Source organism: Streptomyces sp. cmx-4-9 (genome assembly GCF_046548835.1).
GTDB lineage: Bacteria > Actinomycetota > Actinomycetes > Streptomycetales > Streptomycetaceae > Streptomyces.
In genome coordinates this window covers 1-12,532 of record NZ_JAEBEE010000016.1, presented here as the reverse complement: position 1 = coordinate 12,532, position 12,532 = coordinate 1, and the positions used below count along the sequence as shown (strand labels likewise).

Genomic DNA, 12,532 nt, shown 5'->3' with positions numbered 1-12,532 from the left:
CATGAGGTGGCCGCCGCAGACGACGGCGGCCACCCCGGCCGTACGGGGGAACAACACCCGGCCTTCTCCGCAGCCGGGTCGCCGGTGGCACCCGACGCTGTGCGAGCCGTGCGAGGACAAGGCCGAGCGCGACCGCCTGGAAGCGGAGGCCGCCGCGACCGCCGAGAAGGCCCGCGGCTGGCGCTCCCGCCTCCGCCCCGGGCAAGCCTCCTGATGCCTGGGTGGTAAGCCTCCCGCCGCCAGCGCGGGCAAGCCCAAGGCGAACCTGGGCAAGCCCCCGCTGGCGGCTTCTGGAGACTGGGGCACATGTCGCTGGGGTGGCGGCCGCGGCCACGACCACCACCGCCATCCCGGTAGGTCGTCTTTCGTGCCGAGCGCGAGCACTGGGAGCAGGAAGCGGTCGGGACCGCGAAGGAGGCCGGCGGCTGGCTCTCGTGCTTCCGGCTCTCCTGAGCACAGCGGTCTGGATCTCCCCGGCTGTCGACTGGAGATCACAAACCTCCTACGCTGCGTGGTCGGGGAGTAACGAGATGGGGGGGCGGATGGCCGATCCGATTGAACTCGAAGCACCGGATGACACAGGGTCAGGCACGGTGCGACGGTTCGAATACCAGGTACACATCGCCGTGCAAGCAGTCCTGGAAATGCTCGCGGGCGGAACGGTCATCCACGTGACCTGCGAGCACATCGAGGACATAGTCGTCGCCCGCAGCGGCGACCCCCGGTGTACCGACGGTGGTGCGTTCTGGGATTTCCAGCAGATCAAAACCAGAGATGCCGTGGAGCCCTGGACGCTCACGGACGTGATCGCCAAGAAGCCCCTCAAGAGCCTGTGGCGCACGCACAAAACCGTGGCGGGCACCGAACTGACCTACCAACTGACCGCCGGCATCGAGGGCCATCTCGACCCAGCCGACGAGGCAGTCGTGGCCCTGTCCAAGGGGCAAGGCGGAGACAACGCGGCGTGCCGGAAACGGGTCGCGAAGCACCTGGAAGTCAAAGAGGACGCACTCATCGACTTCCTTCCTCTGGTGCGCATCAGGCCGCTGCCCCGACGCGGCGACATCGAGCTGCGCAACACCCGAGTCCTGGCCGATCTCGGCCCAGGGCTCACCATGGCGACGATCGACGCCCTCTACAACGAGTTGCTCCGGCGTACCCGCGATGCCACCCAAGGTCTCCCCATAGCCCGGTGGACAGAGCTCTTGGTCCTCGACAGTCCGCCCCCGGCCGTGCTGAACAAACGCCTCACCGCGGCGGCGATTGCCGACGTACGCCAGCGCCTGACCCGCCCCGACCACGTTCTACTCGAAGATCTTTCCCAGCAACTGAATGGTCCCGAGACCGCGCTTGTTCGCAAGCTCCGAGCAGGCGCGGCCTCCAGGGAGGTCATCGAGGAGGCACAGATGCTCCGTGCCCACGCTGAGCGCCACCGCTTCAAAGAGCTGGCCCTGGGAGCCTGGCCCGGCGACCAAGCCATCGAGACCGACCTCGACCAGCGTCTGCTGCTGCTGGCCCGCCGCACCGGCCGGTCCCACAGAGGACAGCCCCAGCCCGCGGACGCCATCTTCGACGAGCTGCAGCGCATGCTCGATGCCAGCCCCGGCACGTACGACCGCCACCCCCTCTACGCCCAGGACGGTGTCCTCCTGATGGGCAGGGCATGCGGGATCTCGGACGAATGCAAATTCGACTGGGGGAGCGATCGAGATGCCTCCTAGCCCTACCTCGCCCACCACCGCCGTACCGCCTACAAGGCCGCCCTCGGCCGATGCCCAAGCGCGCCTTCTGCTTCTCATCGACGTCTTCTCGGAAACCAAGGCCGGCAAGGGCATCGAGGGGCGCATGAAGCTTGCCAAGCTTGACTTCCTGCTGCGCTACCCGGACCGCTTCAACACGCTCATGGCTGTTCGACGGCCCAACGTCGATGCCGGCGAGAACCCCTGGCTGACCGGAACGATCGAGCAGAGCATGATCCGCTACAGGTACGGGCCGTGGGACCCCGCGTATTACGCGCTGCTTGGCGCCCTCACAGGCAAGGGGCTCATCGAGCCCAAGCACGAGGACGCCGTTGCGACCTACTGCACTACCCAGATCGGGCATGAGGTGGCGCGTGCTCTCGCTGAGAGCGAGAGCTGGAGCCCGGTGCGTGATCGGGCAGTGCTGTTGCGCCGGTACTTCAACCTGAGTGGCATCACCTTGAAGAACCTGATCTACGAGACGTTCCCCGACATTGTCGAGGCGGACTGGGGGACCCACCTATGAGACTGCGTATCGAAGAGATCACCCTGGTCGGCACCAGCCGTACGATCCGCTTCGAGCCCGGGATGAACGCGATCGTGGGTTCCATGAGCGGCGGCAAGACTGCCACCGTCAGCTGTCTCCGGGCCCTGCTGGGTGCCGACGTGAGCGTCGTTCCCGAGCTTCGTGGACGGACGATCGCCGGCACCGTGCTGGTCGGAGAGCGCCGATTCCGCATCGTCCGCCCCCTGGTCACGACAGCGAACGCCATGGTGGAGATCGCCGAAGTCGAAGGCCGCCGGGAAATGTGGCGGCTTCCTGCCAGCCAGCTCCAAGCGGGGTACGACGAGACGTTCCGTGACTGGTGGCGCGACGTACTGAAGCTGCCCCGACTCCGCGTCCCGCGCGCTCCCAACGACGACAGGAGCCCCCTGGTTCCCGTCACCATCAGCGACTACCTCATGTACTGCATCCTCAGGCAGAAGGAGATCGACTCCTCCGTTTTCGGAACCCCGGACAACTACTCCAAGAACATCAAGCGCAAGTACGTCTTCGAGATCCTCTACGGCCTCTACGACCCCGAGGCAGCCGGCCTACGCGACCGCCTGCGCGAAGTCACCACAGAGCTGGCAGCCCTCACCGCAGATGCGAACACCCTGGAACGGATCCTCCTGAGCACCGCCTTCGCCTCCCGCGCCCAGCTGGAAGTCCAGCGCCAGGAGACCGAGCGGGAGCTCACCCACGCTCGCCAAGCCGACGTCAGCCTCACCGGCAACATCAACCTCACCGGGCCGACCACCGTCACGCTCCGCGAACGGATCGCCGAGACAGAGGCAGAGATCGCCCGGATCGCCGGTGCGACCGAAGCCGAAGCCGTCTCCATCACCAACCTCCGCGAACTCCACGGACAACTCATCGCCCAGAGCCGTCGACTCACCCGCGCCCTGGTCGCCGAGCGCCTCCTCAACGACTTCGAGTTCCACACCTGCCCCCGCTGCGGAGCTGGCGTACCGGACAGGGGAGACGAGCACACCTGCCGCCTCTGCCTCCAGGCCCCACCCAACCTGCCGGCGCCGTCCTCCATGGCCGCGGAACAAGACCGGGTCATCGAGCAGGTCACAGAGACCGAAGAACTCATCGACCGGAGCAACAACCGCCTCGCTCAACTCCAGACAGCCCTAGCTACCCAGACCCAGCACCGGACAGACCTCGGTGCCCAACTGGACCGAGCGACTTCCACCTACATCACCGACCAGGCAGACCGCATCCGAAGTCTCGCCGCCCAGCAGGCCCGACTCGAGGAGCACCTCGCCCGCCTGGACGACGGTCTAGCCCTACACGACCGGCTAGCAGGACAGGCCGAACGCGTTGCGGAACTGGAACGCGAGCAAGAAGACCTCAACAGCAAAATCGACGCCACCCGCCACAGCAACCAAGCCGTCAGCGAACGCCTGCGGAAACTCGACGACGCCTTCGAAACAGCCCTCCGCAGCTTCGACGCACCCCGCTTCGACGATCAGCCAGGCTCCTACATCAACAAGAAGACGTACCTGCCTGTCGTGGACGGCCGCCCCTTCGCTGACCTGCAATCGCAAGGCGTCGAGGTACTGGTCAACGTCGCCCACGTCCTTGCGCACCAACACGTGGCACTCAACGACCCCAACATCCCCATGCCCAACCTCCTGATCATCGACGGGATCAGCAGCAACGTCGGCCACGAAGGTGTCGACCTTGAACGTCTTCGCAAGATGTACGCGAGTCTCCTGCGCACCGCCACCGAACACGTCGACCGTCTGCAGATCATCGTCACCGACAACGACTCCCCTCCGATCGAGGGCATTCACCGCCCGCTGGAGCTGTCTGACACAGACCGACTCGTCCCTATGCCCCCTGCCGAACCCGGTGACGAGCAGCCTGCAGACGTGCCGCTAAGGGAAGCCGGCGCGTGACGACCGCAGTGGGGCCGGACAGGAGAACTCTGTCCGGCCCCGCTGCGCGTCGTACGGCTATGCCCACCTCATCCCGACCTTGGACAGCTGCTCCACCCGCTCCGGTGTCAGGGTGGCGGCACGGCGGCGCTGGTTGTCGACCCACGTCCCGAGCTTCAGCGGGACGTCCCGCTGCGCCTGGCCGTCGCCGATGGCGATGGTCTCGACGTGCTTGCGCGGCACCGTCAGGTGGCCCTCTCGCGCGAAGAACTGCTCAGCGGCGGTGAGGTGCATCGCCCACTTGTCCGCCTGGCTGGTGCGCGGCTTCGGCTTCTCCTCCTCGGACGCGGGTTCGATGCCGAGGACCTGCTCGCACATCCACTGCTGGACCCCGGTGAGCTGGTCCCACCCGTGCCGGACGGAGGTGACCCACCGGCCGAGGTCCTCGCCCTGGCGCACGACCTCGCCCGCCGTGGTCGGCAGACCTTCACCGCCGTCCAGGTGCAGGCGGACGAGGTGGAAGCAGCGCTGCCACGTCACCGGCCACGCCGGGCACCAGGACGGGTCGATCTCCTCCAGCTGCTCGCGCCGTTCCCGCGTCATCGCCCCCGCCGACGACTCCACCGGCAGCCCCTCCGCCCGCCGCTGTTCGATCTCCTGCGCCTTCCGCGCAGCGACCCGGGCGTTCTTCAGCCAGACCCCCACCGGAGCGCCCTGGTAGGCGGCGTCCAGCGGCGCCAGGAGGTGCCCGTGCTCGGCCGCCCACCCGCGCGCGGCCGACAGCCCCTCCGCCCAGGCGACGTCGAAGTGGGACCAGACCATCCCTAGCTTCTCCAGCTGCGCGACGCGCTCCTCGTCCATGTCGCCGCGGCTGTAGAACCGGCGGGCGTCGGCAGTCCACTGCCCGAGCGGGAAGTTCGCCAGCGAGGCCGGCCACCCCGCCTTCTCCGCGTCCTCGGCGGCCGGGACGCGGAACGTGAACGGCACCTTGAGGTCGCCGTGGGCGCGGGCGTAGATGACGGCGGCCTCGACCCCGCGCCGCCAGTGCTCGTGTTCCGGGTTGAGGACGCGCAGGTTGATGAACGCGGCGAGCGCGGCCGGGTCGCGGGGCGTGGAGAACTTCAGCAGGGCCTTGGCGGGGCCGCTGACGCCTTCGGAGCCGTCGCCGGTCCCGTTGCCGCTCTTGCCGCTGCCGTCCTCGTTGACGGGCTTGTAGCGGCTCGGGGCCTGCTGCTCCGCGAGGGTCTCCACGATCCGTGCGTCGTGGGCCCGGAGTGCTTCGAGGAGCTTGGCGAGCCCGCCGTACGCCCGGCTGGTGAGCATGTTGTCCGCCGTCTCGCCAGGGCCGAGCAGGATCGGCACCACCAGTGAGGCCACCTTGCCCTCGCCGGGCTGCATCCGCAGGGCGCGCCCCACGGCCTGGACGAGGTCGGGCATGGAGCCGCGCACGTCGGCCCAGTAGACGGAGTCGCAGTTCTTCGTGTCGACGCCCTCGCCCAGCACCTTCACCGACCCCAGGTAGCCCTTCTCCACCACGGTGCCGTCGGTGGCGATCCCCTCGGCGAACTCGGCGAGGACCCGGCGGCGGTGGAGCGGCTTGTGCTCGCCGCACAGCCAGTCCGCCCACACGGTGGCCGGATACAGCTCGCGGTCGCTGGCGTGCAGCTGCTCGGCGACGTCGGGAAGGCCGGCCGCGAACGCCTCCGCCTCCTTCACCACGTGGTGGAAGACCAGCGTCCTGCGGAAGCCCTCCTCCGCCGAAGCCTTCACCAGCGCGGTCTGCAGAGCGGCGAGCCGCGCCCCGCGGACCTCGGTGGAGCGGCCCTCGGCGCCCAGGAGCTGCGCGGCCTGGAGCTGGGTGCGATGTGCCGGTTTGGTGTCAGTGGGGTTTGGCGGTGACGGGTTATCAGCCGGGGGTGTTTGTGCTGGTGGGGTGACTGGGGGTTTGGCCGTGACTGACGTGTGAGTGGTGTCCAGGGGCTTTTCGTTGTCATAGGCCGGTACACCACCTCGGTCTCCACTGCCATGGAAACGGTGCTTCTTATCCATGTCCGGGTCTCGGCCGTGAGGCTTGGCCCTGGTGGCGGTCAGGGTCCGGCGGATGGGTGCGTGATGGCGGGGGAGCGGGGCGGTCTTCCTGAGGCGGCGCGGGTGGGGGTGCGTGCTGCGGCGGTGGGCCGGCTGCTGGAGCTCCGGGGTAACGGGCGCTTGTCCACAGATCATGTACGTCTGGCTGCAGGGGCGTTGGGCGTTTCGGAACGGACCGTGTGGCGGTGGCTTACTGCGCCCGTTTCCGGGCCTGGGATGGTCCCGGGGGCACGGCTGGCGCGGGTGGACCGGTTCGTTGTGACGGACGAGGTACGTGCGTTGCTGGCCTTGTGGGGTGGGAACGTGGCGGCGGTACAGCGTGAGCTGGCCGAGCGCGCCGCCCGGCAGTCGCCTCCGGGTACTGCCCCGTCGTTGACGACGTTGCGTCGTGCGATCCGGCGGGATCTGAGTGCAGGGGAGCGGGCGGGGCTTGCTGGTGGTGAGCGTGAGGCCCGCAGGCATGATGTGTTTCTGGCCCGGCCTCGGGGCTGGCGAAACCAGGTGTGGGAGGCCGATCACGTTCAGGCGCCGGTTCTGGTCGAGGTCGAGGGCACCGCGGGTCGTCCGTGGGTGACGTGGTTCGTGGACTGCGCGACGAACACGGTCATGGGGGTCGCGGTTACGCCCGGATACCCGTCGCGGGAGTCAGTTTTGGCCGCGCTGCGGGCGTCGGTGCTGCGTCAGGAGCCGTTCGGGCCGCAGGGCGGGCTTCCGGAGAAGGTGCGTGTGGATCGGGGCAAGGACTTCTTGTCGAAGACGGTCGCGGCGGCGTTCGGCGCGCTGGTGGTCGAGGTGGAGGACCTGCCCGCCTACACGCCGCATCTGAAGGGCACGGTCGAGGGCCTGAACCGGGCGGTGGAGTCGATGTTCCTCGCCTCGTTGCCCGGCTACGTACGTCAGCCGCGCCCGGGGCGGCGCCCTGGACGGCCGAAGGACGAGGGCCTGCTCGACTTCGAGGACTTCACCGCTCGCCTGCTGGGCTGGGTGGAGTGGTGGAACACCTGCCACTTGCCGCAGCCGCTGCAGGGGAAGTCGCCTCTGCAGGCCTGGGAGGCGGATCCGACTCCGGTGCGGGAGGTCAGCCCGGAGGAGTTGTGGACGTTCACGCTGGAGGACGACGGCCGTGTGCGGGTGGTCTCCACCAGGGGTGTCCGGTTCCGCAGGAGGGACTATGTGGGGCCGTGGATGACGGGTCTGGCGGGTACCGGGGTGAGGGTGCGTTTCATGCCGCACCACGATCACCGGATCGAGGTTTTCGACGCGACAACCGGCCGTTACCTGGGCCCTGCGACCGTCGCGGACGAGGCGAGCCCGGAGCAGATCACCGCGGTCCGCTCCGCGCGGGCCGCGCGGAGCCGGCGTCTGCGCAAGGATCTGTCGGCGGCGCAGCGTGAGCGCTATGCCGCGGTGACGCGGCCGGGGAAGCCGGAGCGGCTGGGCGCGGTGTCCGCGGTGGAGGCCGGGGCGGAGCTCGCGGAGGCTGACCGGGCGGACCTGTCGAGGCTGGCGCTGCCGGACTTGATTCCGCCGGCTGCCGCTCCGCCGGGCTGGCGTACTCCGCCGTCGCTCGCAGCCCGAACCCGGCGGGCCCCTGAGGACGGTGGGCCGGCAGCGCAGCCGGGCGGCAGGGAGCAGGAGCAGGACGGAGGCCTGCGGTGACCACTCCCACGTACCAGTACGTCGATCTGCCGGACGCCTCCATCGTGACCACGAGGGCGTTGCTGACCGGGCGGGAGAACATCGCGGACACGGTCGCCGCGCGGGCGATGATGTGTATCCACGGAGGCGCCGGCTTCGGGAAGACCCTCGCGGTCAACACCTGCCTGCAGGAACTGGAGGACACCTGCGGCGAGGAGGTCTGCCGGGTCACGTTCCGGGTCCGTCCGACCGCCCGCGCGGTCCGCTACGAGTTGTTCGAGACGCTCCGCCTGCCCGGGGAGCCGCCCCGCCACCCCAGTGAGTTCGACCGTTTGCTGAAGACCTCCTTGTCCGAGCGACCCCGTACGTTCCTCGTGGACGAGGCTCAGTGGCTGAACGGGGAGGCGTGTGGATGAGCCGGTTGTTTCGCTGTTGGGGGTTGCCGTTCGGCTGGTTGGTCGTTGAGTTCGTGGGTGGCATGACGGTTGTTCAGGTGCTGCCTTAACCAACGGCTGGGCGGGGTGTTGAAGTGGGTGCGGGGAAGCGGGGCGGTCTACAGCTGGTTGAAGGTGGGCTGGCTGACCCTGACGGTGGGGTGGATCCGTGGGTGTTCCAGGCCGGGTGTGCGGAGGCGTTCGCGAGGACGTGGGTGGTGCGTGGGTTTTCTCCGACGACGGTCCGCGGGTACACCTCGCTCCTGACCCGCGTGCTGGGGCGCTTTGACTGTCCGGTGTGGGAGGTGGTCGCGGAGGACGTGGACGAGATGTTTCACGCCCTTGCCGTGGCGGGTCTGGCACCGGGCACGCGCCGCCAGTACCTGCAGATGCTCCGTGCCTTTCACGGCTTCGTCGCCGGGCGGTACGGCGCCCAGGTCCGTGCCGTGTTCGGGGTGCCGGTCGGTGACGGCGGGCTCGACCGGTTCAACCACGTACGGCATGCCGGTGACGACGCCCCGGTGGGGCCGCCTCCCAGCCGTGAGCGGTTGCAGGCGTTCTTCTCTTTCGTCCGTTCCCAGGTCGCGGTCGCGTCGGATTACCGGGTCATGGCGCGGGATTACGCGTTGCTGCGTACGCCGTATCACTCGGCGGTCCGGGTGAGTGAACTGGTACGCCTGGATCAGGCCGATGTTCATCCGAACCTGGGGCCGTCGGGGAAGCTGCATGTGCGGTTCGGGAAGGCGGCGAACACCTCGGGGCCGCGGCCGCGGTGGGCGCCGATGCTGGAGGGCTTGGACCGGATCCTGGCCTGGTACCTGGCCGACGTCCGACCGCTATTCCCTGCGACCGCGCCGCTGTTCTGTGACGATGACGGCCAAGCCCTGAGGGCGGGGGCGGTCCGGGATCGTCTGGCCCGCGTTCTTGATTTTGAGCTCGTGGGCTGGGACGAGCGGTTCACTCCCCATGCGCTGCGCCGGGCATGTGCGACGCACCAGTACGAGCGCGGGATGGATCTGATCGCGGTCCAGCAGCTCCTCGGGCACCGGCATATCGCCTCGACGATGGCGTACGTGAAGCCGTCGCAGAAGTTCGTCGAGGACGCCTGGCGGCGCGCCACCGACTCCGCCGTTCGAGTGCTGGCCGGCTGAGCAGGAAGGCGAAGCCTGTGACCTCATCCGGACCACTGGTACCCGAGACGGCTGCTTCAGATGTGGCGTGGCGGCTGCGGATGGCCGCGGCGGAGCGCGGCGTGTGGACGGGGACTCAGCTGCGCCGACTCCTGGCTGAGAAGGCGGGTCTGGACTTGTCGCCGGCCTCGGTGTCGGCTCTGTTCACGAAGCGGCCGTCCCAGGTGAAGTTGTCCACGCTGGCTGCCCTGTGTGTGGCCCTCGACTGTGCTCCTGGAGATCTCCTCGTCCTGCGCCCGGCAGTACCAGCCCCGGTGTCGGCGTCGCCCGGGCTGGCGTACAGGCGACCTGCGCCTGGTCCACCGCAGCGGGTCCTTGCGACACGGTCACTGCCGCCGTTGTGACCGGCAGGACCAGCCCCAGTCCACCCACTTGCACCCTGGCAGATCTCATCGCATGGCAGCTTCCGTTCCCGATGCCGTCCAGGGCTGTTGCCCGGGCTGTACGAAACTGCGCTGGCTGCGCCCCGGCACTGGCTTGTGCGCATGGTGCGCGCGTACGTGTCCGGGCTGCGGTGGAGGCAGGCGCTCGGCGGATCCCATGTGCGCGGCCTGTCGCCGCCGTACGGAGGGCCTGTCCGCCCTCGGCCCGTGTCAGCGTTGCGGGCGCCGGCGGACCCTCAATGCCGCCACCCAGCGATGCCGTCCGTGCTCCGATCCGACGAGGGCCGAGCCGCTCGCGGCCTGTTCGGGATGCGGTGTCCTGGCCCAGTGGGCGCGGGGCATGTGCAAGCGCTGTTACGAGCACTCGCCGCACACGGTGGAGACCCGCGCCGCCAGCTGGGCCGGCCGGATGCCTGACCCGCCCGTTTGGTGGGGTTCCTTCACCGCGCATCTGATGACGCACCGCCACACCTTCTACGCTGCTGACGTCCTCACTCATACGGCTCGACTTGTCATCGACACCGGTTCCACCGAGCCGGACACGCTGCTCACTCACGCGCGCAGCACCGTTCCCTGGCTCTCACGGCCGCTCGCCGACTTCTTCCACGCCGACCAACTCCTCGGACCACCGTCCGACACCGAGGACACGCAAGCAGCCGCCCGACGAGAGCGCCGGATCCAGGCCGTCCCGGCCCCGCTGCGCCCCGCCGTCAGAGCCTTCGGCGATGCGCTGGTGGCCCAGCGTCAGAATGCCGAGCGCCTTGGGCTGCGACCGAACCAGCTCAAGACCATCGAGATCCGCCTCGACAGCGTCCGGGACCTGGCACTCCACATCCACGCACGGGGGCACGCCACGTGGGCGGGCGTGAGCGTCACGGACCTGGAGGCATTCCTGGCCCGCAACCTGGCCCGCAGAGCTTCCTGGCTCGCGGGGCTGCGGCAGTTCTTCTCCCACGCTCACCGCACCGGGCTGGTGCTCCACGATCCCGCCGCTGCCCTGGACGCCCCGCAGCAGCGTGGCTTCCAGGGCGCCACGCTCACTCTCGATGAGCAGCGCGCCCTCTACCGCCGCTGGAGTAGCAACGCGGATGTCCTCCCGCATGAGGCGTTCATCGGTCTGGCCGCGCTCCTCCACGCCGCGACCACCACCGAACTCCGCCACCTCACCCTCGACCAGATCAGCATCGGCTCCCGGACAGTTCGCTTCCCAGGGCGTACCGTCGACATCGCCCTCGACAGCGCCACGTGGAGAGCCCTGGAACGATGCCTCGCGCACCGCGACGCCTTGCACACGGCCAACCCGCACGTTCTGGTGACCCGCCTCACGAGAACGACCACCCGTCCGGCCGGCGCCGCGCACATCCGCGACAGCCTCGCCGCGGTCGGCCTCCTCCCGCGCATCCTGCGCTCCACCCGGCTACTCACTCTCGCTGACGAACTCGACGTCAAGCAGCTCACCGTGGCCCTGGGCATGTCCTACGCTGGAACTGCCCACTACCGGTAGCTGCCTGAGTAGATGTCACACCTGACCTGGGTCTTCGTCAGTTGGCTCGGCAGCCTGTGCAGATTGGTTGGGCACTGCGCAGTTTCACCGGTCGACACCGGTTGTCGTCACCCCGGTTTGGTGGACGGGCGGGGTTCCAGAGTCTATCTGTTGACTATTTTGAATCAGAGAGGCTTTAGCCCCTGGGTGCGGTCGGCATGGGGTCGGAGAACGGCTCTGATCGTGGACGGTGTTAGCTTCCTTCCCGTGACGGATCACCAGGAGCAGACGAGGACGGCCTATGACGGGGTCGTCGAGTTGTATGCGTCGATGTTCGCTAATCGGTTGGAGACGCATCCGTTCTCGCGGAACATGATCGGTACCTTCGCCGAACTGGTGTGTGAGACGGGGAACCTGCGGGTGGCCGATGTCGGGTGCGGGCCTGGACATCTGACGGCCATGCTGCACGACCTGGGGCTGGACGTCTTTGGGCTCGATCTTTCCCCGGGCATGGTCGACCATGCCCGGCGGGCCCATCCGGCGTTGCGGTTCGACGAGGCGCAGATGGAGTCCCTGCCGATCGAGGACGGCGCCCTCGGCGGTGTGTTGTCCCACTACTCGGTGATCCACACTCCGCCCGGGGAACTCCCCGCGCTCCTCGCCGAGCAAGTACGCGTCCTGGCGCCCGGAGGCCTGCTCCTGGTCTCCTTCTTCGCGACCGAAGAGCCGGAGCCGGTCCGCTTCGACCACAAGGTGACCCCCGCCTACAGTTGGCCGGCGGACCGCTTCGCCGACTTGCTGACCGAAGCCGGGCTCGTCCCCTTCGCCCGGCTGCTCCACGATCCGGCCTCCGAACGGGGATTCCTCGACGCCCACTTGCTGGCCCGCCTGGGCTAGAGGAGCACAGGGCCCGACGACTGGCCTCCTTACTGCTGCCAGCTCGGTCCGCGGAGCGGGCCGTGGTCTGGAGGCGGAAGACCCAGGGTGGGAGAGCGAAGCAGAGGGTCACCTCCCGCGCGGAGCGCGGGAGCCCTGGGGCCTGCGTAGCAGGCCCGCTCTGGTGGAGCGCAGCGGAACCAGAGCCAGTCCGGAGCGAAGCGCAGGACTCCGGCCCGAAGGGCCGGCCATGGCTCGGAGCGAAGCGGAG

11 protein-coding genes are annotated in these 12,532 nt (G+C 68.8%); 10 read left to right on the top strand and 1 reads right to left on the bottom strand.

The genetic code is table 11. The annotated features are described in order from the left end of the window. Position 1: 1 nt before the first annotated feature. The 4 genes from ACLJTM_RS33945 to ACLJTM_RS33930 all read left to right on the top strand — a co-directional run bounded on the left by ACLJTM_RS33945 (position 2) and on the right by ACLJTM_RS33930 (position 4,190). Entirely contained in the window at positions 2-214 is a 213-nt protein-coding gene (locus tag ACLJTM_RS33945) for a hypothetical protein (RefSeq protein ID WP_411107678.1), read from the top strand. A gap of 328 nt (positions 215-542) precedes the next feature. Further along, positions 543-1,721 (top strand): dsDNA nuclease domain-containing protein, encoded by a 1,179-nt coding sequence (locus ACLJTM_RS33940; RefSeq protein ID WP_411107677.1) that lies wholly within the window; start codon positions 543-545, stop codon positions 1,719-1,721. 124 nt (positions 1,722-1,845) lie between these two features. Continuing rightward, entirely contained in the window at positions 1,846-2,265 is a 420-nt protein-coding gene (locus ACLJTM_RS33935; RefSeq protein WP_411107675.1) for a hypothetical protein, read from the top strand. After that, positions 2,262-4,190: a hypothetical protein gene (locus ACLJTM_RS33930; protein ID WP_411107674.1), complete on the top strand. Its 1,929-nt coding sequence runs from the start codon at positions 2,262-2,264 to the stop codon at positions 4,188-4,190. The genes ACLJTM_RS33935 and ACLJTM_RS33930 overlap by 4 nt, the downstream gene beginning before the upstream one ends. Positions 4,191-4,247: 57 nt before the next feature. Here the strand turns inward: ACLJTM_RS33930 and ACLJTM_RS33925 are convergent, their stop codons facing one another. Continuing rightward, positions 4,248-5,939 carry a Helicase associated domain protein gene (locus ACLJTM_RS33925; RefSeq protein WP_411107673.1) on the bottom strand — a complete coding sequence of 564 codons (1,692 nt, stop codon included), beginning with the start codon at positions 5,937-5,939 and terminating at the stop codon, positions 4,248-4,250. Between the two features lie 402 nt (positions 5,940-6,341). Between ACLJTM_RS33925 and ACLJTM_RS33920 the strand changes: the two genes are divergently transcribed. The 6 genes from ACLJTM_RS33920 (at position 6,342) to ACLJTM_RS33895 (ending at position 12,282) form a co-directional block, all read left to right on the top strand. Continuing rightward, the gene (locus ACLJTM_RS33920; RefSeq protein ID WP_411107701.1) at positions 6,342-7,916 is read left to right on the top strand and encodes a transposase; all 1,575 of its coding nucleotides are present in this window, start codon (positions 6,342-6,344) and stop codon (positions 7,914-7,916) included. Further along, entirely contained in the window at positions 7,913-8,311 is a 399-nt protein-coding gene (locus tag ACLJTM_RS33915; RefSeq protein WP_411107672.1) for an AAA family ATPase, read from the top strand. Before ACLJTM_RS33920 ends, ACLJTM_RS33915 begins: the two co-directional genes overlap by 4 nt. A 191-nt stretch (positions 8,312-8,502) precedes the next feature. Further along, the gene (locus tag ACLJTM_RS33910; RefSeq protein ID WP_411107671.1) at positions 8,503-9,480 is read left to right on the top strand and encodes a tyrosine-type recombinase/integrase; all 978 of its coding nucleotides are present in this window, start codon (positions 8,503-8,505) and stop codon (positions 9,478-9,480) included. A gap of 80 nt (positions 9,481-9,560) precedes the next feature. Beyond that, entirely contained in the window at positions 9,561-9,863 is a 303-nt protein-coding gene (locus ACLJTM_RS33905) for a helix-turn-helix domain-containing protein (RefSeq protein ID WP_411107700.1), read from the top strand. Between the two features lie 493 nt (positions 9,864-10,356). Continuing rightward, positions 10,357-11,406 carry an integrase gene (locus tag ACLJTM_RS33900; protein WP_411107670.1) on the top strand — a complete coding sequence of 350 codons (1,050 nt, stop codon included), beginning with the start codon at positions 10,357-10,359 and terminating at the stop codon, positions 11,404-11,406. Positions 11,407-11,652: 246 nt separating this feature from the next. Further along, positions 11,653-12,282, top strand: a complete 630-nt coding sequence (locus ACLJTM_RS33895) for a class I SAM-dependent methyltransferase (protein WP_411107669.1) — start codon at positions 11,653-11,655, stop codon at positions 12,280-12,282. The last annotated feature ends 250 nt before the right edge of the window (positions 12,283-12,532 follow it).

Excerpts from the sequence above, each read along its gene's own strand:
- ACLJTM_RS33940 (WP_411107677.1), top strand. The coding sequence starts at position 543 with ATGGCCGATCCGATTGAACTCGAAGCACCGGATGACACAGGGTCAGGC.
- ACLJTM_RS33935 (WP_411107675.1), top strand. The coding sequence starts at position 1,846 with ATGAAGCTTGCCAAGCTTGACTTCCTGCTGCGCTACCCGGACCGCTTC.
- ACLJTM_RS33930 (WP_411107674.1), top strand. The coding sequence starts at position 2,262 with ATGAGACTGCGTATCGAAGAGATCACCCTGGTCGGCACCAGCCGTACG.
- ACLJTM_RS33900 (WP_411107670.1), top strand. The coding sequence starts at position 10,357 with ATGACGCACCGCCACACCTTCTACGCTGCTGACGTCCTCACTCATACG.
- ACLJTM_RS33905 (WP_411107700.1), top strand. The coding sequence starts at position 9,561 with ATGGCCGCGGCGGAGCGCGGCGTGTGGACGGGGACTCAGCTGCGCCGA.
- ACLJTM_RS33945 (WP_411107678.1), top strand. The coding sequence starts at position 2 with ATGAGGTGGCCGCCGCAGACGACGGCGGCCACCCCGGCCGTACGGGGG.